The organism is Steroidobacter flavus, from assembly GCF_042651805.1.
Classification (GTDB): domain Bacteria; phylum Pseudomonadota; class Gammaproteobacteria; order Steroidobacterales; family Steroidobacteraceae; genus Steroidobacter; species Steroidobacter flavus.
Genome location: NZ_JBHSDU010000015.1, coordinates 1,756,253 through 1,777,786, shown reverse-complemented (window position 1 = coordinate 1,777,786; position 21,534 = coordinate 1,756,253). Strand labels below are relative to the sequence as shown.

Below are 21,534 nucleotides of genomic sequence, written 5' to 3'. Positions count from 1 at the left end.
GCCGGCGTGCTGGCGCCTTTAAATCTGGTTCAGGCACAGCGCCGAATACTGTCCAGATGATCGAGCACATTCGGCACAAACTCCGGCAGCTCTACCTGTTCCTGAAGGAAGCCAACCAGCTGCGGTTTCCTCCAGTGCGGCATGTGAGCCAGCATCCACGGGCGATTCGGTTGGCCGATGCGCCGGATCACCCGTGCGTGCAAATCAATCGTCCCGGCACCAGCAATGGCACGCAGGTCGAAGACGACTGTCTGCTACGCATCGCGCGTCCTGTATCGACGCCGTGTCCTGCGCCGCCATTCAATGTGACGAACTGGCTACTGCCGGACTGGGACGATCCCACCAAGGCGGCGTATTTCTCTGCGACTCGCAACGTCGCGGCCGCGGACAGCGCGCCGCTCAACATTCGTTTCGACGATGACGAGCAGCGTCTGACCGATTTCGAAACGTGGGTTGCTCAGCGCGAGGAGTGGGTCGTTTCGGAGCTCGCCGCACGCAAGGCGCTGGGCTTTTTCGAATTGTTTTACGAGATCCATTCGGCCATCGAGCGCGATGGCGAATTGCTCGAGCTGGTGGCCGCCGACGGCCGGCTCAATTGGCGCGCGGTCTCGTCGATTGAAGGCAGTGTTCCCATCGATCATCCAGTGATGCTCAAGCGCGTGGAACTGCGCTTCGATGCCAGTGCCGCGGAATTCAGCATTCATGAGACGGACCGCCCAACTGAGCTGTACAGCGCGCTCTTCGTGGACTTGCAGAACGCAGCGGCCGCCTCACTCCGCAATCGGACAGCGGAGCTGGAAAACGCCGGCCTGCATCCGTGGGGCGCCGACGAGACCGAGATTTATTTGAAGACGCTGGTGCAGACGTTGTCGCCCACCAGCGGACGTTTGTTCAAGGAGCGCATTGCCGACGAACCTTCCGACGCGCCGCGTATGTGGCGCGATCCGATGTTGATTCTGCGTAAGCGCGTCGGTGGCATTGCGAATGCGGTCGACGCCATCATCGACGATATCGATCAGCGCAAAACGTTCGCGCCGGCGATGGTGCAGATTTCAGGCACGTCGGTCGAAGAGACGCCGGCACCGAAGACTTCGCCGGATCAGCCCGACGCGCCAATCGACGACGACGACGTGCTGCTCGGTAAGGAAGCGAATCAGGAGCAGATCCAGATCATCAAACGTTTGAGCCACAGCGGCTCGGTGTTGGTGCAAGGTCCGCCGGGCACCGGCAAGACGCATACGATCGCGAACCTGATCGGTCATCAGCTCGCGCAGGGCAAGTCCATCCTCGTCACGGCGCAAACGGCGAAAGCATTGCGCGTACTACGCGACAAGGTGCCGGAGGTGCTGCGTCCGTTATGTGTCGCGGTGTTGGGCAGCGATCAGGATGCGCGACGGCAGCTGGAAACATCCATCGGCTCCATCACCGAACGCTTGACGACCGAGACCAGCGCGTCGCTGGTGTCGCGCGCGACCCGGCTCGGACAACGACGCAAAGAGTTGCTGACCGAATTGAAGGTGCTGCAACGTGATTTGCGCGAGGCGCTCGAAAACGAGTATCGCGAGATCACGGTCGATGAGCGGCGGTTCTCGCCGGCCGATGCGGCCAAGTATGTGAAGGCGAACGGTACCCAGCACGCGTGGATTCCGGGGTCGGTCAAGCTGGCGGTGTCGTTGCCGCTCAATTCCAACGAGTTGGGCCGCCTGTATGCGTTGGGCGCCGCATTCACGGCGGATGAGGAGCAGGATGCGCGTCGTCCGCTGCCGAATCTCGATGAGCTGCCGTCCGAGCGTGAGTTCGAAACGCTGGCGTCAGAACATCAGCGGCTCGCAGCGGCGGATTTGTCCGCAGGCACGCATCGATGGATGAAGACCGGCAGCAGCGCTGCGATCCAGGCATTGGCCGCGACCTTGGCGGAAGAATTTTCGGAGCTGCGACGTCGGCAGGCATGGCGACCGTACGCCATCGTCGCCGGCATCAACGGCGGCACGCAGCGCGAAGTGTGGGAACAACTGATTCACGGCATCGAAGAAGCGGCTGAAGCGAACGCGCAATGCGCGCTCTTGCGGCACCATCGGCCGCAGTTGTCGAAATCGATGTCGGCGGAAACTCAACGGCGCATCGCTCAGGAGATCGTGCAGCACCTGGAAGCGGGGCGGGGCTTGGGCTTCGTGACGATGGCGACGCGCTCAGAGTGGCGACAGTTTGTGAAATCGGCGGCGGTCGCGGCGGGAGAGCCGTCACGCATCGATCACTTCCATGTGCTGGAAATGGTGGCCGACCTGGAAGTGCGCCGGCTCGAGATCGAAGACTCCTGGAACGCGCTCATCGGCGGACACATCAATTCGTTGTTTCGTTCCATGGGGCCGGAGCCGGAGCTGGCTTGCCGTGCGCTCACGGACGAGATTCGTCACTGTCTCGATTGGCATGAACACACGTGGGGCACGCTTGCCGAGCATCTGCGTAGCGAAGGTCTGCGACTGGACGAGCTGGTTGCACAGATTCCGCGCGAACCGAGTCCGCTGGCGGAGTATCAGACGGTGGAGCGACTGTCGTCCGATGTGTTGCCGCCGCTGCTGGCCACCGAATCGGATCGACGCAAGCAACGTGAGATCAACGAGTGGTTCGATCAGCTCGCCGTTCGTGTCGGGGACATCGATCCGAAGTCCGTCAGCGCGAGTTGTATTTCCCGGCTGATCGCAGCGGTCGAAGCCCGCGATGCGAATGCATATAAAGCGGCTCGTGAGTACGCACAGCGCTTGCTCACGGTAAAGCCGCTGACGGCGGAACGCGACGAGTTGCTGACGCGGCTTCGCGAGGTCGCGCCTCGATGGGCGGATCGCTTGCAGGATCGCAAGGCGCCGCATGACAAAGGCCATCCGCCGGGCGACCTGGAGCTGGCGTGGATCTATCGTCAGTTGCACGACTCGCTGGTGCAGTTGGATCGACTGGATGCGCAGACGCTGCAATACGAAGCGGATCGCACCCGCGATCGCTTGCGGCCGGTGACTCAAGAGCTGATCGACGCGACTGCGTGGGGTCAGCAGCTGGCGCGCCTGCAAGGAAACAATGCCATCCGCCAGGCGCTGGTCGGCTGGCTGGATACGGCGAAGCGTTTGATGTCGACGCGTCATCCGGAGCGCCGGCAGACGCTGCTCACCGAAGCGCGCAAGCTCATGAAGCATTCCGTCGAAGCGGTGCCGGTGTGGATCATGCCGATCTCCATGGTCGCCGAGACGTTCGATCCGCGCGCGACGCGCTTCGATCTGGTGATTGTCGACGAGGCCAGCCAGGCGGACCTCAATGCGCTCATTCCTTTATATATGGCGCGGCAAGTCGTCATCGTGGGCGACCACGAGCAGGTGACGCCGTTGGGCGTCGGCAAGGAGCAGACGGCGCTCGAGAACCTCCGAAAATCGATGCTTCATGATTTTCCGAACGCGCATCTGTTCGATGCCATGTCTTCCATCTATGACATCGGGCGGCAGGCGTTTGGAGACGCGGTGCGCTTGATCGAGCATTTCCGTTCGGTGCCGGAGATCATCGCGTTCAGTAACCGGCTGTCCTACGACGGCAAGATTCTGCCGCTGCGGGCGGCGAATTCGACGCATATCAAGCCGGCTTGCGTTCCTTATCCGGTGGAAGGCGTGCGCCAGGGTGACGTGAACCCGCGTGAGGCCGAGGCCATTGTGTCGCTGATCAAGGCGATGACGCGTCATCCTGCTTACGAAGGCAAGACCATCGGCGTGATTTCGATGGTGAAGGAAGAGCAGGCGTTACTGATCCAGTCGCTGCTTCACAAGCGGATCGACACCGTGGAACTGGAGAAGCGGCGCATCCTCGCTGGCATCTCTGCAGAGTTCCAGGGCGACGAACGCGACATCATTTTGTTGTCGCTCGTGGACAGCGCGCCAGAGGACGCGACACTGCGCACGGTGCGAGAGGGTGCGTACGAGCTGGTCAAGAAACGTTACAACGTCGCCGCGAGCCGCGCACGCGATCAGTTGTGGGTGGTGTATTCATTCGATGCGGATCACGACTTGAAGACCGATGATTTGCGCTTCCAGCTACTTCAGCACGCGCAACAGCCGAACCTGGCGCCGCCCGGTGCCGAGCGAGATCGTTTGGAGCCGGAGTCGCCGCTCGAGCGTGAAGTGGCGAAGCGTCTGAGCGCTGCGGGCTTTCGAGTGAAGCAGCAGATGAGCATCGGTCACTTCCGCATCGACATGGTGATCGAGAACGATGGCAAGCGCTTGGCGGTCGAGTGCGACGGCGATCGTTATCGCACTCCCGAGAGTCTTGGTGAGGACGTAGCGCGTCAAGCCGTTCTCGAGCGTCTCGGCTGGGAGTTCGTGCGCATCCGAGGCAGTGCGTTCTATCGGGATCCGGATTCGGCGCTGCGTCGTGTGTTCGATCGTCTGGAAGAGCTCGGCATCAAGCCGGTCGACCTGGAGCAAGTAACTATTGCTCCGGTTGAAGAAACACCCGCGAAGTCGCTGGTCGAAGAACTTCGGGAAATGACTGGCCGGCCGGTCGTGCCCGCGACGACAGCAGCGCCGGCGGCGGTAGAAAATGGGCCCGTGGATGCTGAGCCCAAGAAGGCAGCGAAGCCGCGCAGAAGGTTCGGGCGACAACCCTAGCTCCAAGCTCCGGGAACGGGGCGTCGACTCGTGACATCCAATGTCATGTGAGACCCCTCAATCAGGAGCGATGAAATGAACACCTGGCTTACTGCGTTCGGCGCGACGCTTGCGCTCGTGGCCGTAAACGCTGGCGCGGCGAATGCCGGCCCTACAGACCCGCAGATTGCCGACATCGTGGTCGTTGCGAACAAGGTCGATATCGACGCCGGCAAGTTGGCCCAATCCCGCACTCAGTCCAAGGAAGTCAAAGAGTTTGCTCAGCGCATGGTCGCGGAGCACACTGGCGTGAACAAAGCGGCGACGGATCTGGTCACGAAACTTCATGTGACGCCGGAGCCGAGCGACACCAGCAAGAGTCTGCAGAAGGGCGGCGACGAGAATCTGGCCGCATTGAAGAAGCTGAGCGGCGCAGCGTTCGATAAAGCCTATATCGATCACGAAGTGACCTATCATCAGGCGGTGCTGGATGCGGTGGACAAGACGCTCATTCCGAGCGCGCAGAATGCTGAGTTGAAGGCGCTGCTGGTGCAAGTGCGTCCGGCGTTCGTCGCGCATCTGGAACATGCAAAGCACTTGCAGACTTCCTTGGGCAAGGCCGGGGAATGATCGTCCAATGACAACCGACGTTGCAGTCTCGCTAGCTACGCAAGAAGACGACCTCTCGATCGCGCGTCGGATCGCGGCGGGAGACCGCGTCGCCTTCGAGCGGCTGATGCGTCTCAACAACCGTCGCCTCTATCGACTCGCGAGGGCGGTGCTCAAAGATCCGACCGAAGCGGACGACGCGCTACAGGACGCCTATCTGTCAGCGTATCGGTCGTTGCAACAGTTTCGAGGGGAGGCGGCGCTGTCCACCTGGCTGTCGCGTCTGGTCTTGAATGAGTGCACGGGTCGCCTGCGTCGTCATCACCGCCGCGAGAACGTGATTCCCATGGTCAGCTCCACCAATCGCCCCGACGTCGATACCGTGCCTGACAACGATTCGGACCTGCCCGACCAAGCTATCGGTCGGGCGCAGCTCCGGGATCTTCTGGAACACAAGCTCGATGAACTGCCCGAGCCGTTCCGCCTCGTGTTCGTGATGCGCTCTGTCGAAGAGTTCAGCGTTCAGGACACGGCACAAATTCTCGATATCCCCGAAGACACCGTGCGCAGCCGTCATTTCCGCGCACGGAGTCTGTTACGTGAAGCCCTGGCCCAGGAAATCGATCTGGCGGAGCGCGATGTGTTCGAGTTCGGCGGCCGTCATTGTGACGGCGTGATCGCTCGAGTTCTCGCTCGTTTGCAAAAATAACGTGGAGGCTCGCTTCACACGGGTGCGGGCCAACGCCGCTAGTCCTGTGGTAAAAGCGCTCATCGGCGTCTCGACGCCAGTCCTTCATCGGGGGCGCAAATGTATCGATCAGGACTCTTGGCATTGCTCGCGAGCTCGTTGACCGCGGTCGCGCACGCGGCAAATGCGCCTGCCGGCGACCCGAAGGCCACCGAAGTGTGGTCGCCGGTGCCGGTGAAAGTGACGCCGGGGGCGACTGCCGGAGCGCCGCCGTCGGACGCGATCGTGCTCTTCGACGGCAAGAATCTGAATGCCTGGAAGAGCGAAAAGGATGGCGGGCCGGCGAAGTGGCGGGTGGAGCAGGGCGAGCTGGTGGTCGCGCCGGGCACGGGCGACATTCAAACCCGCGCCAGCTTCGGCGACGTGCAGCTGCATGTGGAGTGGTATGCGCCACAGCTGCCCGCGGACAAAGTCGGTCAGGATCGCGCCAACAGCGGCGTGTTTCTGCAGGACGTGTACGAGCTGCAGGTGCTCGATACGTTCGAGAACAAAACCTATGTCAACGGCCAGGCCGGTGCCATTTACAAGCAGTATCCGCCGCTCGTGAACGCGAATCTGCCGGCCGGCAAGTGGCAGACCTATGACATTATTTTCACGGCGCCACGGTTTGCTTCGGATGGGTCGGTGCAGTCACCGGCGCGGATGACGGTGCTTCACAACGGCGTGCTGATACAGAACAACGTATCGTTGAAAGGCGCGACCGCTTACATCGGCGCGCCCGTCTACAAAGCTCACGGCGACCTGCCCATCCGTCTGCAGGATCATTCGCACGAGGTCCGCTTCCGTAACATCTGGCTACGGAAGCTCTGATCGAACCCGAGTCAGGTGGCGGCAACCATCTCCGCCCCATCGTCCGCCGGCGGGCGCTTCGCAGGCGCTTCGGCGGCGGACGACTCTTGCTTGCGCGCCGAACCGAGCGGCTGGACCAGGGTCGGCTCGATGTGGCGCGAATCGACGATTTCCCAACCGCCGCCGACCAGCAGGCGCAGGGCGCGATCGTGGAAGCGCAGAATGGTTTCGCGATGGCCGACGCTGATGAAGGTCGCGCCGGTCTCGATCAGCGCCGAGTAAAGTTTCGCCTCGGTCGGAATGTCGACCGCGCTGGTCGATTCGTCCAGGAACACGAACTTCGGGCGGGAAATCATGATGCGCGCGAACGACACGCGTTGCTGCTCGCCGAGCGACAGCACTTTGCTCCAGTCGCGATCGGCGTCCAGGCCGCCGTGCTTTTCGATCAGATGCGGCAGGCACACCTTCTCGAGCACGGCTTGAATCTCGGCATCGGTCATGTCCGACCGGCCGCTGGGATAGAGCAGCTGTGCACGCAGGTTGCCGAGCATCATGTAGGGCTTCTGCGGAACGAACATCACGTCGTCATCGGGCGGCATGGTCAGCGTGCCGGTGCCGCGCATCCACAAGCCCGCCATCGATCTGAGCATCGAGCTCTTACCGACGCCGGTCTGGCCGATGATGATGAGGCTGTCGCCGGGATGAATGCTCAACGAAACATCCTGCGCCAGTTGCTGCTCGCCGCCCGGGGTCTGGAAGCTCACGTTGTCCAGCTCGATCAGATTGTCGCGCTTGATGGTGATCTTGTCGGCGCCGCGCATGCTCTCTTCCATGGCGTCGAAGCGCTCCACGATCTGCGCCAGTCGCACGACTTTGGGTGCGAGGCCGGCAAACAACGGAATGTAGTCATCGAGCGTCGTCAGCGCCTGTCGTAGGCCCGCCGCGGCCGTGGTGGCCAGTGCAATGGTGCCGAACTCGATCTGCCCCGAGAAATACAGCGGATACACCAGCCACAGCGGCATGAGGGTCCAGATGTACTGGAAGGCGGTGGTGATCACGCCGGTCTTGATGCCGTAGTAGAAGATGTCCATTTGATTGGCGATCACGCGCCGCAAGCGACTGGACACCTGTTTCTGTTCCATCGCTTCGCCGCGAAAGAAGGCGATCGTTTCGGCGTTGTCGCGCACCCGGAGCAGGCCGAAACGAAAATCGGCGGCGGCCGCCACGGAATCGAATTGCTTGCGGATCAGCGGCCAGTAGATCGCGGTCTGCAACACCATCGAGACCGCCGAATAGATCACCACGAAGCCCGTCATGTTCGAGCTGACCTGGGTCAGCAGGATGGTGCTGGTGGTGATGCCGGTGATGGTGCCGAGGATCTGATTGGGCAGGCCGATCACCGTGCTGATGAACGGGCTGACATTCTCCTGGATACGCTCGTCGGGATTGTCGACGTCGTCGCGCATCGCGATGTCGTAATAGGTCTTGTTCGACATGTAGCGCGTGACCATCCATTCGGTCATCCAGCGATACCACTGCATGTGCATCAGCTTGCTCAGCACGCTCATGATCTGGCCGTACACCCACTGGCCGATGCCGATATAGAACAGCAGCCAGAAAATCGCATGCCACTGCTCGCTGTCCTTGCCCACCAGCGCGTTGGCCTGCTCGGCCGTGACGTGCGCGAGCCGGTAGGAGACATACGCCCACAGCGGGTTCACCAGGATGGTGAAAATCATCAGCGCCCAGGATTTCCAGTGAGCGCGATCGGCCCAGTAGGGCTTCGCCAGACGCCAGATGCGTCTCATCAGGCGGCCGTCCATCCGATAGTCGGCGGGATCGATTTGTATGGTTCGGGAATCGCTCATCAGCTGTGGGGCTCGCTTGGAAATGAAGGACGAACGTCAGCGCACCAGCATGCGGGCTTTGAACTCGAAGCCCGGCCGGTCCTCGGCGGCGAGCTTCTCTGCCTCGCTCCAGATCTTGATGCCCGTCGCTTCGTCGCCGCGTGCGGCCGTCATCATTCCGACGACCGCCATGCCGCTGGAGGCGAAGCGCCGGAGGGTGTGCGCCCGTTGACCCGTGGCCTCGTCCACCGACTTTTGCGCGGCGATGGCTTGGTCACGGCAGGCTTGCAGCTGCTCGACGAGCCCGGTCGCGGCTGACGGCAGCGCGGGCGCTTGAACGGTCTCGTCGGTTTGAAAAGCGAGCACTGCGTCGAAGGTCGGGCGGCAGCTCGCCATCAGTTCCTCGGCGCCGGCGATCTTTTCTTCGGCATCGAGCTTCTTGAGCGACGATTCGTACACGGGGCGAAACCCCAGCGCTTCCTGACGTGCGTAGGCGGGGCGTTGCGCGGGCTCGGGCTTGTAGTAGCGCGCCAGCCGCTGTTGCAGGTTGCCGAGCGCGGCATAGCGGTCGGTGCTGGTGGTGCTCGACCGCTCGCGCATCTCCTGCTCGAAATTGGTGTTCAGCTTGTTCTCGCACCCTGCGAGCATCACGAGAGCCGCGCACATCGAGAAAACCAACGAGCTGCGTGGTGGGCGTTCCATCCGACGATCCTCCTGCTAACCAGAATCGTGTTAAGAACGAATGACAATGAGCTGAGCCGCACGCCGGGCCGGTGCAGGGATATCGAATTGCGGTTTCGCTCGGCGCCGCGCGTTTTCGCGATACAGCCCAACTACCGCGATGACCCATGAACGGGGCGACCCCTGCCGGCTGAAGAATCTCGCGGCCGCCGAGGATGTGGAGCAGGAGGCGTATTTGCGGCTGGCGGCCGCGGCGGGGTAGAAGCGCGCTGAGAGTCGACTTCAGCAATAACTTACGCCGCGTCGAGGTGCTCGAAGGGCGCGGGAGCTGGCGGCACGGTGGTTCTGTCCGCCGGCGAGATGACGCACTGGAGCGTCGTTACTCGGCGGCTTCGCGTTCGCGACGTGCCATTTCCTGGTAGCGCGCGTCCTCGATGGCGAACACGACCTCATCGAGATCGGCCGGGGTTTCATCTTTGACATGGATACCGGTCAACGCGCTGTCCGGCTGCAACTCGCCTTGCTCGAAGAGCTGCCACATTTCGGCTGCGAATCGGGATTCCAACAACTCCGGCGCGAACCGGCCCAGCGTTTCCGTGATGTTTCTCACATCGCGTTCGAGCATCGCAAAGCTGTTGTTGTTGCCCGCTGCGTCGACGGCCTGCGGCAAATCGATGATCACGGGGCCCTGGCCACCGACCAGCACGTTGAACTGCGATAGATCACCGTGAATGAGACCTGCGCTGAGCATGCGCACGATCTGGCCGATCAGAAACCCGTGGTAGTTGCGCGCCACGTCGGCTGACAGCTCCACTTCACCCAGGCGCGGCGCGCAATTGCCGTCCGCGTCTGTCACCATCTCCATGATCAGTACGCCGTTGAAGAACCCAAACGGTTGCGGCACGCGCACTCCCGCGCCGACCAGCCGGTAGAGCGCGTCGACTTCGGCGTTTTTCCAGGCGCTTTCCTGTTCCTTGCGTCCATACCGGGTGCTCTTGGCCATCGCGCGAGACTCACGACTGCCGCGCACCTTCCGGCCTTCCTGATATTGGGCGCGACGCTGGAAACTGCGCTGAGCCATGTCCTTGTAGACCTTCGCACAGCGGTTTTCGGAACCGCAGCGAACGACATAAACAGAGGCTTCCTTGCCGCTTTTCAATTGTCGAATGACATCGTCGACGATGCCCTCGTCCAGCAGTTCCTGGAGGCCGGCGGGAAGTTTCATATCAGTCGATCCACAGCCGACGCCAGCCTTCGTGACCCAGGCGACGCAGGGTTTCCATATTCTTGGGGCCGATCTCGTCGATGCCTGGAAAGGTGGCCACTGCGCGAGCGATGCTGGCCTCGCGCAGTAGATGCAGCATCGGGAACGGCGAGCGGTTGGTGAAGTTGGTGATGTCCTGCTTGGTGGTGCCGGCGAAGCGATAGTTGGGATGAAAGCTGGCGACCTGCAGTTCGCCTTCCAATCCAAGCTCCGCCACCGCGGCGTCGCAGTCGTCGAGGAAATCGTTGTAGTCGAGGAAATTGGTCAACGCCTGGGGATGAATGAGCAGCGTGGTCTCGCACTGGAGCGGATCTGTATCACGCAACAGCTGCAGTTCACGAACCAGGTCCTCGAGCAGCCCGTCAGCGGAGCGTTGCGCGCTGACACAAAAACGCACGCGATCGCGCAGATAGGGAGCCGACGCGAAAGGGCACAGTTGCAGGCCGATCACCGCTCGCTCGAGCCAGGTGCGAGTCGTGGCAATGACCTGCTCGTCGGACGGGACGCCGTTCGGAGAGTTCAAGAGGGCTTCGGTTCAGGAGGTGAGGGTCTAGTGTAATACGTGCGATCATGGCGGGATGACTGAATTCTCTAAATTGACCTTGAGCGAGCCGCTGCAGCGGGCATTGTCGGAAGCGGGCTACGCGGCCATGACCCCGGTCCAGGAGGCGAGTTTGCCGGCCATTCTCGCCGGGCGTGACGTGGTGGCGCAGGCGCGGACCGGCAGCGGCAAGACAGCGGCATTCGCGCTGGGCTTGTTGTCAGCGCTCGATTCGTCGGTGGTCCGACTGCAAGGACTGGTGTTGTGTCCGACGCGGGAGCTTGCGGACCAGGTCAGTCGCGAGATCCGGCGGCTCGCGCGATTTATCCCCAATGTGAAGGTGCTCACTCTCTGTGGCGGCGTGCCCTTGCGTCCGCATCTGGCGTCTCTCGCGCATGAACCTCACATCGTGGTCGGCACGCCGGGCCGTATTCTCGAGCTGATCGAGAAGCAGGCGCTGCCGTTGCAAGCGGTCAAAGTGCTGGTGCTCGACGAGGCGGATCGCATGCTCGACATGGGGTTCGCGGACGCGATCGACGCCATCGTTGGAGCCACGCCGGAGCAGCGACAGACGCTGTTGTTCTCGGCAACCATCCCGAAATCGGTTCGTGAGATCAGCGGTGAGTTTCAGCGCGACGCCGTGGATGTGACGGTTACCAGCGACTCGGACGAAATACTGATCGAGCAGACGTTCTTCGAAGTCGCTGCCGAATCGAAACTGCACGCCCTCGAAACACTGTTGTTGAAGTATCGGCCGGAGTCGGCCGTGGTGTTCTGTAACACGCGCCAGGAGGTGCGCGCCGTTACCGACGATCTAAACAAATGCGGCTTCTCGGTGCTGGCCTTGCACGGCGACCTGGATCAACGCGAACGTGAAGAAATGCTGGTGCGGTTCGCAAATCGGAGCTGCACGGTGCTGGTGGCGTCCGATGTCGCGGCCCGCGGCTTGGACATCGCCGATCTGGCCATGGTGATCAACTTCGATATTGCCAGCGATGCCGACACTCACCTGCACCGGATCGGCCGGACCGGGCGTGCCGGTCGCCGGGGCATCGCGCTGAGCCTTTGCTCGCCGCGTGAGGCGACGCGAGCCAGAGTGATTGAAGATCGGCTCGGCGAGCCGCTAACCTGGGGCACCGTGCCGCCACTCTCCGATGCTGAGCCCTGGGCGGCGCCGTTTGTCACATTGGCGATCGATGCCGGGCGCCAGGACAAATTGCGGCCCGGCGATCTGCTGGGCGCATTGACCGGCGACGCCGGGCTGCCCGGCAGCGCCGTCGGCAAGATCGATGTGTTTCCTACTCGCACCTATGTGGCGATCGAGCGGGCCTCTCATGCCCTCGCCATACAACGGTTGCGTGCCGGCAAGATCAAGGGGCGCACCTTCAGGATCCGGAAGATCGGCTGAGCCTGTTTTGTTTGTTTTCCTTGTTGATCCCGCCGCCGCCGTGGTGGAATACCGGCGCAACGGGTGCATAACAAGGAGTACGGATATGACAAGACGGTTTACCGCCGCGGCAGTCGCGGCGTGGCTCGCGTTTTCGTTTGTTACGATTCACGCCGAGGAGGCCGCGCCAGCGCAGGCTGAGGCGCAGCCCGCGGAAGATCCGGTCTGGGCCGCCGTCAATGCCGCCAAACAGGCGGGCCCCACGACGGTTCAGTTTCGCGACCAGGCGAGTCTGCAGCTGCCGGCAGGTTATGTCTTCATCCCCGCCAAAGAAGGCAAGGCCGTCATGGATCGGATGGGCAACCAGACCGATGACCGTTTCCTGGGGTTGATCCTGCCCGACTCGGACGCGGAATGGTTCGTGACGCTCGACTACGAGCCCGCCGGTTACATCAAGGATGACGATGCCAAGCATTGGGATGCCGACGAGCTGCTGCAGAGCCTGAAGGACGGCACCGAAGCGGCCAACGAGCATCGTCAGCAGATGGGCATCGCGCCCATCGAAGTCAGCCGCTGGATCGAAGTGCCTGCCTACGAGGCGCCGACGCATCGTCTGATCTGGGCCGCCGAGGTTCGTGACAAAGGCGGCGCCGACCAGGATCCCAGCGTCAACTACAACACTTACGTGCTCGGTCGCGAAGGTTATGTGTCGCTGAACCTGATCACCGCGGCGTCTGCGATTGAAACTCACAAAGCGGCAGCCCGCGAGCTGCTGGGTGCCATCGACTTCAACTCGGGCAAGCGCTACGCCGACTTCAACGCTTCCACGGATAAAGTGGCCGCTTACGGTCTCGCCGCACTGGTTGGCGGCGTGGCGGCGAAGAAGCTGGGCCTGCTCGCCGTGGTCGGCGCGTTCCTGCTCAAATTCGCCAAGCTCATCTTCATTGCGGTGGTCGCCGCGGGCGGCGCGATTGTGAAGTTCTTCAAAGGTAAGAGAGAAGAGGCCGAAAGCGCCTCGTGATCGAGCTCGCGATGACCGGGGGAGGCTCCCGGTCATCGCGTTTCAGACGGAATGCGAAAACCCGATAGTGCCTCGCGATGCACTCGGGGCAAGCTGCGATGATGGGGCACCTCAATGGCGGTGCAGTAGCGAGCAGTTTCCCGTGAGCGCGCCAATGCTCGGGTCGCAACCCGATTTCTCACTGGTCCTCGGCGGTCCGTTGTTTCAGATGTACCGGCGGGCGCATCTGTCCGGCGATGCGTTGGAGCTGTTGCAGCGGCGGATGCTGGTATTTTCGATCGTCGCGTGGCTGCCGTTGCTGGTGTTGTCCGCGCTGCAGGGAACTGCGCTCGGCAACACGGTGCCGATTCCCTTCATCGAAGACATCGAGACCCATGTCCGGTTTCTGATTGCGCTGCCGCTGCTCATCGCGGCCGAGATCGTCGTGCACCGGCGCATCCGCTTCGTCGTCAATCAATTCGTAGAGCGCGACATCATCGCGCCCGAAGACATGCCGGCGTTTCGCGACGCCATCGATTCGACCTTGCGCTTGCGCAATTCGCCCGCCATCGAGTTGGCGCTGCTGGCCCTGGTCTATACGCTGGGCTTGTGGCTGTGGCGCAATGAGATCGCGCTCAATGTGACGAGCTGGTACGCAAGCGCGGAGGGAGCGCAGACCCGGCTCACTCCGGCGGGCTACTGGAACACTTTCGTCAGCGTGCCGATCTTCCAGTTCGTGCTGCTGCGTTGGTACTTTCGCTTTTTCCTGTGGTTCTGGTTCTTGTTTCGGGTGGCACGGCTGCCGCTTCGCCTGCTCGCGAGCCACGCGGACCGTGCCGCCGGTCTCGGCTTTCTGGGAATCAGCATTAACGCATTCGCGCTCGTGCTGCTGGCGCAGGGCGCATTGCTCGCAGGGTTGATTGCAAGCCAGATCTTCTTCGCGGGCCGGGATCTGATGAGCTTCAAGGTGCAGATTCTGGGCTTTCTCGCTTTCTTTATCGGTGCCACGCTCGCTCCGCTCACCGTGTTCACGCCCCACCTGGTGCAAGCGAAGCGCAATACCGCGCGCGAATTCGGCGTGCTGGTCAGTCGGTACACGAATGAGTTTCATCGCAAATGGGTGGAGGGCGGCGCGCCGGCGGACGAGCCTCTGCTGGGCAGCGGCGATATCCAGTCGCTCGCCGATCTGGGCAATAGTTTCACCGTCGTGCGGGAAACCCGCCTGGTGCCATTCAGCCTCAAAGACGTGTCGAGGCTGGCCGCGGTCTCGGCCGTACCCTTCGTGCCGCTGTTGTTGACGACGTTCTCGCTCAACGACTTCGCGACTTATTTGCTCAAAGCGATCTTCTGATCGGCGCGGCTGCGTGCGATCATGACGGCATGACCGTCGATACGCCTCCGACCTTTGTTTCCCTCGCGCTGTGTCCGCAAATCGTTCGCGCCGTCGAAGAGAGAAATTACGCCGCGCCCACTCCCATTCAGAGCGCGGTGATCCCGGGCGTGCTGAGCGGGCGGGATGTTTGGGCCTGTGCTCATACGGGCTCGGGCAAAACGGCTGCATTCGCTCTGCCGATACTGCAGCGGCATTCGCAAGCCGGTCGCGAAACGCCGCGGCGAGTTCGTTCGCTGATTCTCGTGCCCACGCGCGAGCTCGCCGCGCAGATCGGCGCATCGTTCGAAAGCTACGCTCGCTATCTGCCCGATCCGGTCAAAGTGGCGGTGGTGTTCGGCGGCGTGTCCATCAATCCGCAAATGATGGCGTTGCGCGGCGGTGCCGACATCGTCGTTGCGACGCCGGGCCGGCTGTTGGATTTGATGGAGCACAACGCATTGAGTCTGCGGTCCGTTGCAACAGTGGTCCTCGACGAGGCCGATCGGTTGCTGGATCTGGGCTTTGCGGACGAGCTGTCTCAGGTGCTGAGCTCATTGCCCGAGCGTCGCCAGAATCTGTTGTTTTCCGCTACGTTCCCGCCCGAGGTCAACGCGCTCGCGGCGATTCTGCTGAATGACCCGCTGCGAGTCGATGTTCCCTCGACGCCGGAGACCGTGCCGGACATTACCCAGCGCGCCATTCACGTCGACGCGCCTCGCCGCACGCAGTTGTTACTTCGTTTGATTCGGGAGCATGGCTGGTCTCGCGTGCTGGTGTTCGTCGCCACCAAATATTCGACGGAGCACGTCGCGGACAAGTTGCATCGCGCGGGCCTCAACGCTGAGGCGTTTCATGGCGAACTCAGTCAGGGCGCGCGAACGCAGACGTTGGCGGACTTCAAGGCGGAGCGGTTGCAGGTTCTGGTTGCGACCGACGTTGCCGCTCGCGGCATCGACATCACCCATTTACCCGCCGTCGTGAACTACGATCTGCCGCGTTCCACGGACGATTACATTCACCGGATCGGTCGCACGGGGCGAGCCGGCCAATCGGGCGTGGCGGTGAGCTTCGTGAGCGCGAGCACGGAGTCGCACTTCAGATTGATCGAGAAGCGGCACCGAATGACACTGGTGCGCGAGATCGTTCCTGGATTCGAGCCGGTCGAAACCGCCGCGCCGGTCGCGCCTTTGCCGGGTGCGTCGACCGGTGGGATCAAGGGGAAGCGCAAGAGCAAGAAAGACAAACTGCGGGAGCGCGGTTTGAAATGAGGCGTCAGTTGGACGGGCGCTCGCGACGAAACACCTTGCCTTCGCGCAGGCGCACGGCCTGCATGTCGATACCGAGCTCTTCCTCGTAGCGGCGAACCAGTCGCGCTTCGATCTCAGTCATCAAGGTGACCGCGACGCCCTTGGAGCCGGCACGGCCGGTGCGGCCCACGCGATGCAGATACGCCTGGCTCAAGGTCGGCACGTCGAAGTTGAAAACATGCGTGACGCCTTTGATGTCCAGGCCGCGTGCCGCGATGTCCGAGGCGATCAGCACCCGGATCGTTCCTTTGCGAAAACCATCCAGCGCCTGCTTGCGATCTTCTTTATAGAGCGCGGCATTCAGATCGGCGGCGGGAATCTTATGGTGCGCCAGTTTGAGTGCGACCCGCTCGGCGAGCTCATTGCGGTGGACGAATACAATGGCGCGCTCCGGCGTGAGCGCGTGCCAGAGTTTACGCAGCTCATCCGGCTTGTCGCGCTCGTCGCAGATCAAATAGAGATGCTCGATGTTTTCGTTGACCGGCGCGGCGCCCGCTTGAAGCATTTGCAACTCTGGCGCCCACTCTTTGGCGACCGCTGTGCTTCGGTGTTCCAGCGTCGCTGACGCAAATATCAGCTGTCGAGTGCGCGGCGCGGCCTGGACGATGGCGCGAACGGAAAGCAGGCTTTCTTCGTTGAGCAGCCGATCCGCCTCGTCGATGACGACGTTGCGAATATCCTTGGCTTTGAGCTTGCCCTTGCTGAGCAGCTCCGCGATCCGACCTGGCGAACCGACCACCACGTGCGGCTTCTTTTTCAACTTGTCGATCTGCCGCTCGGTGGAAGTGCCACCGATCAGCAGCAGCGAACGAATCGGCCAGCCGGCATTTTGCGCCAGCTCGCCGCATTGACGATGGATCTGAATCGCCAGCTCGTGGGTGGGCGCGACGATCACCGTTTGAGTGGCGACCAGGGCGGTGTCGATGCGAGCGAAAATCGGCAGCAAATAAGCGAGCGTCTTGCCCGTGCCCGTTTCGGCATGGAGATACGCATCGCGACCGGCCAACAGCACCGGCAGCGCGGCGCTCTGGATCGGCGTGGGTTGGCTGATCTGCTGCTTCTCCAGCGCGGCGATCAGCTCAGGCGCCAGTTGCAGCTCAGCGAACGTCATTGAGGTTTGCCACCATCGAAATAGTCGACCACGGTGCGGGCGACGCGGCCCATGCCGTCTTCGGTTTCGGCGCGAGGGCCGGCCAGCTCGACGTTGTAAAACGCAATGACGATGGTGCCGGAGTGGGCGTAGATCATGCCGACGTCGTTGGTCACGGTGCCGGTCTCGCCGGTTTTGTGAGCGATGGGGACGGTCAGGTAGTGAGGCAGCTTGATGACGCCGGACTGCTGCGCGAGCAGGATGCGTTTCATTTCGTCGCAGCTCTGCCTGGACGCCGCGGTACCGAGCTCGATGCTTTCGAGCAGCCGTCCCATTTCGCGAGGCGTCGCCCAGCCGAACCAGTTCGCCTTGGCGCTCCACGCCGCGCTCATGCGCTGAGCAACCTCCTTGTCAGCGGTGCGCTTTTGGAATTCTTCGATCAGCGCGCGTCGCGGCTCGACGAACAAGGGCAGGTCGGTATTCAGGGCGAAGATGTCTTCGGGCTTCAGCGCTTTGTATTTGGGGTCGGCCGCCTCGTAACCGAGCCGGAAGAACTCGAGCGTCGTGTTGTTCTGGCGCAGGACCTGATAGCCGGCGTCACGCAGAAAGCGGTTGACCGCGTCCTTGCCGCCGACCTTGGCGATCATGATGTCGGTGGCGGTGTTGTCGCTGGTGATGATCATCTGGGTGATGACATCGCGGAGCGTTGGATTCAGGCCCGGATCGTTGAACCTGAAGATGCCGGAGCCGCCGCGATAGTCCGCTTGCTTGATGACGTAGCGCTGGTTCAAGTCCAGCTTGCGCTCGTCGGCCAGGCGGTAAGCAAGCACCATGGTCGCGACCTTGATGGTGCTGGCGCTTTCGAATTCATCGTTGGCGCGAACGCTGGCCTCTTCGCCGGTGCCCAGATGCTTGACGTAGATGCCCGAGCGCGTGGGCAGCCGCGACAGCTCGGCCTCCAGCAGGCGGGACAGATTCGAGCTCGCCGACTGCGCGGTCGCATCGACCGGGATCAGCTGCAACAGCAGCGCTAACGCAAAGGCCCAGGTCGATCGCATTTCGTCTCCTCGAGGTCCGGCACGGATCAGGCTTTTTTCACGAACTCCGACTTCAATTGCATCGCGCCGATGCCGTCGATCTTGCAGTCGATGTCGTGATCGCCTTCGACCAGCCGGATGTTCTTCACCTTGGTGCCCATTTTCACGACCAGCGAGGACCCTTTCACCTTCAGGTCCTTGATCACGGTCACGGCGTCGCCATCGCGCAGCTCGTTACCGACAGCATCGCGAATGACCTTGGGTCGGTCGGCGGATTCGGTCTGTTGGGCCGCCAGCGCGGACCATTCATGGCCGCATTCCGGGCAGATGTAGAGGGAGCCGTCCTCGTAAGTGAGGCTCGAGCTGCATTGAGGACAGGGGGGAAGGGTGCTCATGGGCGCGATTATAAGGAAGTGCCGCGCCGATATCAGCGCCGCTAATCCTTCGTATTAAATCTATTAGTACCGCTACAGCGGCCCGTTGACTACGCTCGGGCCTTTTGGGGGAAGGGCAAAAGAATGCGCATGTCGAAGGCCTTGTTCATTGGCGCGTGGCTGCTCGCGTGGACGGTGGCGCCAGCGGAGCAGATCAACGCGTGGCTCGATGCGAAATATGAAGAACAGCTCGACCTGAGCCCGATGGCCCGCGGCTACGCGGGGGAAAAGAAGGACTACGACAAGATCGACGACATGTCCGAAGCAGCGGCGGATCGCGCGCTGGAATGGCAGCGCAAGTCGGTCGAAGAGCTGAAGGCGAAGTTCGATCGCGCGAAGCTGCCGCCCGATGCGCAGCTCTCTTACGATCTGTGGATCTACCAGTATGAGGACGCCGCGTCGCTCGCCAAATTCAGGCGCAACGTCTATGTCTTCGACCAGCTGTACGGGCCGCACACGCGAATCCCGCAATTCCTGATGCAGATCCACAGCGTCGACGCGCCAGCGGACATGGACGCTTATATCGCGCGCATTGGCGGCGTCGCACGCGCTGAGCTTCAGCTACTCGAGATTGCCAAGAAGAATGCGGCCGCCGGCTCGCGCGTGCCGCGCTTCTCCTATGTGGCAATGATTCCCCAAGCCCGCGCGCTGATTACCGGCGCGCCGTTTGGCGGCCAGGGCAACAGCGCGGTGTGGAACGATGTCCAGACCAAGGTCGATGGCTTGGCCAAGGCGGGCAAGATCGATGCCGTCAAAGCCGATGCCTACAAGGCCGCGGCCCGCAAGGTGCTACTCGAGCAGTGGAAGCCAGCCTACGAGCAACTGATCGCGTGGTTCGAGTCCGAAGTGCCGAAGGCCGATGCGGTCGCGACCGGCGTCGGCAAGAATCCGAACGGCAAGGCCTATTATGAAGCGATGCTCGCCAGCTCGACGACGACGCAGCTGACGCCGGAACAGGTCCATCGGATCGGCCTCAATGAAGTGGCGCGCATCAAGGGCGAGATGGAGCAGATCAAGCAACAGGTCGGCTTCCAGGGCACGCTGCAGGAATTTTTCAAATTCGTGCGTGAGGACGACCGATTTTACTATCCGAACACGGACCAGGGACGGCAGGCGTATATCGACAGTGCCACGGCTCACATCGCTTTCATGAAGCAGCAGTTGCCCAAATATTTCGGGGTCCTGCCCAAGGCCGATGTGGTCGTTAAGCGCGTGGAGTCGTATCGCGAGGTCGCCGGCGCGCCTCAGCACTACTACATGTCAACAGCGGATGGATCGCGCCCCGGCGTGTTCTACGCGCATTTGTTGGATATGCGCGCAATGCCCATCCCACAGCTGGAGGTGATCGCCTATCACGAGGCGCTGCCCGGTCATCACATGAACTTCGCGATCGCGCGCGAGCTGACCGATATTCCGAACTTCCGCAAATATCTGTACATCAACGCGTATCAAGAAGGCTGGGGCCTCTACACCGAGAAGCTGGCGAAGGAGATGGGAGCTTATAAGGATCCGTATTCCGACTTCGGTCGTCTCACGACCGAGATCTGGCGCGCGATTCGTCTGGTGATCGACACCGGGCTGCATTCGAAGGGCTGGACCGAGGAGCAGTCCGTCAAATATTTCCTCGAGAATTCGCCGGCCGCCGAAAGCCAGATCCGCGCCGAGGTGCAACGTTACATCATCATGCCGGGCCAGGCGACCGGCTATAAGATCGGCATGATGAAGATGGAGGAATTGCGCAAGCGGGCGGAGACTCAGCTGGGAAGCAAGTTCGACATTCGCGGCTTCCACGACACGATCCTCGGCCGCGCGCAGATGCCGCTCGATCTGCTCGATCAGCGTGTCGACCGGTGGATCGAAGAGCAGAGGGCTCGCTGAGCGGAGTCAACAGCCAACCGTCGTCGCTGCTTTTTTTCTAAAAAGTCCTAAACCGCCTGCTGGAATCGTGGATGTATCTGCAAACCCGTACGACAACTGAACGTCGTGGGTACCAGAACACACGATTCGAGAAGGGTGCGACATGGTTGCAGTGGTCAGCGGGTCGGGCTTGGGGCTGTTCGGCTCTTCGGTCGCGGCGTTGGGCGGCGTAGGCGCGACGGGCAACTCGGGGCTCGGCCGCGGCACCGACCGGGTGTTCGTCAACAGCACCAACGGCAATCTGATCATTCGAAGTCAGGACGAGCGCTTGAGCGCGCTCGGGCTGGATGTGTCGCTGATTCGTACCTACAACTCGCAAGGGTTGATGGACGACGACAACGGCGACAACTGGCGGCTCGGTCTGCACCAGCGCTGGTACAACCTTACCGGCACGGTCAATACCGCGGGCAGCACCATCAGAAAGGTGTTCGGCGATGGGCGTGACGTGCTGTACACCTACGATGTGGCGCAGAGCCGTTACATCAGCACCGACGGCGACGGTGCGCACGACACGCTGACCAACAGCGGCGGCACCTGGACCTGGACCGATGGTTCCGGCCGCAACACCGAGACGTACAACAGCTCCGGCCAGCTCACGCATTCGCGCGACACCGATGGCAACACGGTGTCCTATACCTACACTGGGAATCTGCTCACGTCGATCACCGACGCTTCCGGCCAGACGACCTTTCTCGACTACACCGGCAATAACCTCACCAGCATTCGCGTGGTGAGCGACGGCCAGACTCAGACGCTGACCCGCTACTACTACGACAGCTCCAATCGCCTGCGACAGGTCGTGCTCGACCTGAGCCCGGCCGACAACACCGTCTCGCTGGTCGATGCGAACAGCGACGGTCTGTACGAGTCGGTCAACGATCAGATGTATGTA

Annotated in this window: 17 protein-coding genes; 10 read left to right on the top strand and 7 right to left on the bottom strand. The window is 62.0% G+C overall.

The window, feature by feature from the left end:
- Window positions 1-56: 56 nt before the first annotated feature.
- From ACFPN2_RS34840 to ACFPN2_RS34825, 4 genes are all read left to right on the top strand, one after another.
- Window positions 57-4,640, top strand: a complete 4,584-nt coding sequence (locus ACFPN2_RS34840) for an AAA domain-containing protein (RefSeq protein WP_380605361.1) — start codon at window positions 57-59, stop codon at window positions 4,638-4,640.
- 75 nt (window positions 4,641-4,715) lie between these two features.
- Window positions 4,716-5,249 (top strand): DUF4142 domain-containing protein, encoded by a 534-nt coding sequence (locus ACFPN2_RS34835; protein ID WP_380605359.1) that lies wholly within the window; start codon window positions 4,716-4,718, stop codon window positions 5,247-5,249.
- A 7-nt stretch (window positions 5,250-5,256) separates the two neighbouring features.
- The gene (locus ACFPN2_RS34830) at window positions 5,257-5,937 is read left to right on the top strand and encodes an RNA polymerase sigma factor (RefSeq protein ID WP_380605357.1); all 681 of its coding nucleotides are present in this window, start codon (window positions 5,257-5,259) and stop codon (window positions 5,935-5,937) included.
- A 99-nt stretch (window positions 5,938-6,036) separates the two neighbouring features.
- The gene (locus tag ACFPN2_RS34825; RefSeq protein ID WP_380605355.1) at window positions 6,037-6,786 is read left to right on the top strand and encodes a 3-keto-disaccharide hydrolase; all 750 of its coding nucleotides are present in this window, start codon (window positions 6,037-6,039) and stop codon (window positions 6,784-6,786) included.
- 11 nt (window positions 6,787-6,797) lie between these two features.
- Here ACFPN2_RS34825 and ACFPN2_RS34820 read toward each other — a convergent pair whose 3' ends face one another.
- The 4 genes from ACFPN2_RS34820 to ACFPN2_RS34805 form a co-directional block, all read right to left on the bottom strand.
- Entirely contained in the window at window positions 6,798-8,633 is a 1,836-nt protein-coding gene (locus ACFPN2_RS34820; RefSeq protein ID WP_380605353.1) for an ABC transporter ATP-binding protein/permease, read from the bottom strand.
- Window positions 8,634-8,669: 36 nt separating this feature from the next.
- Window positions 8,670-9,314, bottom strand: coding sequence for a hypothetical protein (locus ACFPN2_RS34815; protein WP_380605351.1), 645 nt, complete (start codon window positions 9,312-9,314; stop codon window positions 8,670-8,672).
- Window positions 9,315-9,672: 358 nt separating this feature from the next.
- Window positions 9,673-10,518, bottom strand: a complete 846-nt coding sequence (locus ACFPN2_RS34810; protein WP_380605349.1) for a PA4780 family RIO1-like protein kinase — start codon at window positions 10,516-10,518, stop codon at window positions 9,673-9,675.
- A gap of 1 nt (window position 10,519) precedes the next feature.
- Window positions 10,520-11,080: a DUF1415 domain-containing protein gene (locus ACFPN2_RS34805; RefSeq protein ID WP_380605348.1), complete on the bottom strand. Its 561-nt coding sequence runs from the start codon at window positions 11,078-11,080 to the stop codon at window positions 10,520-10,522.
- Window positions 11,081-11,135: 55 nt separating this feature from the next.
- On the opposite strand from ACFPN2_RS34805, the gene dbpA reads away from it, so the two are divergent.
- The 4 genes from dbpA (at window position 11,136) to ACFPN2_RS34785 (ending at window position 16,125) form a co-directional block, all read left to right on the top strand.
- Complete coding sequence (gene dbpA / locus ACFPN2_RS34800; protein ID WP_380605347.1) at window positions 11,136-12,506, top strand: ATP-dependent RNA helicase DbpA; 1,371 nt, start codon at window positions 11,136-11,138, stop codon at window positions 12,504-12,506.
- 85 nt (window positions 12,507-12,591) lie between these two features.
- A complete protein-coding gene (locus tag ACFPN2_RS34795) occupies window positions 12,592-13,506 on the top strand; it encodes a DUF2167 domain-containing protein (RefSeq protein WP_380605345.1) in 915 nt (304 codons plus the stop codon).
- Window positions 13,507-13,648: 142 nt separating this feature from the next.
- The gene (locus tag ACFPN2_RS34790; protein WP_380605344.1) at window positions 13,649-14,836 is read left to right on the top strand and encodes a hypothetical protein; all 1,188 of its coding nucleotides are present in this window, start codon (window positions 13,649-13,651) and stop codon (window positions 14,834-14,836) included.
- Between the two features lie 29 nt (window positions 14,837-14,865).
- Window positions 14,866-16,125 carry a DEAD/DEAH box helicase gene (locus tag ACFPN2_RS34785; RefSeq protein WP_380605343.1) on the top strand — a complete coding sequence of 420 codons (1,260 nt, stop codon included), beginning with the start codon at window positions 14,866-14,868 and terminating at the stop codon, window positions 16,123-16,125.
- A gap of 4 nt (window positions 16,126-16,129) precedes the next feature.
- Here ACFPN2_RS34785 and ACFPN2_RS34780 read toward each other — a convergent pair whose 3' ends face one another.
- Genes ACFPN2_RS34780 through ACFPN2_RS34770 form a run of 3 tightly spaced genes read right to left on the bottom strand, consistent with a single transcriptional unit; the run spans window position 16,130 to window position 18,686 of the window.
- Window positions 16,130-17,275 carry a DEAD/DEAH box helicase gene (locus ACFPN2_RS34780; RefSeq protein ID WP_380605341.1) on the bottom strand — a complete coding sequence of 382 codons (1,146 nt, stop codon included), beginning with the start codon at window positions 17,273-17,275 and terminating at the stop codon, window positions 16,130-16,132.
- Complete coding sequence (locus ACFPN2_RS34775) at window positions 17,272-18,312, bottom strand: serine hydrolase (RefSeq protein ID WP_380605339.1); 1,041 nt, start codon at window positions 18,310-18,312, stop codon at window positions 17,272-17,274. Before ACFPN2_RS34775 ends, ACFPN2_RS34780 begins: the two co-directional genes overlap by 4 nt.
- 26 nt (window positions 18,313-18,338) lie before the next feature.
- Entirely contained in the window at window positions 18,339-18,686 is a 348-nt protein-coding gene (locus tag ACFPN2_RS34770) for a zinc ribbon domain-containing protein YjdM (protein WP_380605337.1), read from the bottom strand.
- 129 nt (window positions 18,687-18,815) lie between these two features.
- Here ACFPN2_RS34770 and ACFPN2_RS34765 point away from each other — a divergent pair, with 129 nt between their 5' ends.
- Entirely contained in the window at window positions 18,816-20,603 is a 1,788-nt protein-coding gene (locus ACFPN2_RS34765) for a DUF885 domain-containing protein (protein ID WP_380605335.1), read from the top strand.
- 142 nt (window positions 20,604-20,745) lie between these two features.
- Window positions 20,746-21,534 (top strand): RHS repeat domain-containing protein (locus ACFPN2_RS34760; protein WP_380605334.1); only part of this gene is annotated, 789 nt, incomplete at its 3' end.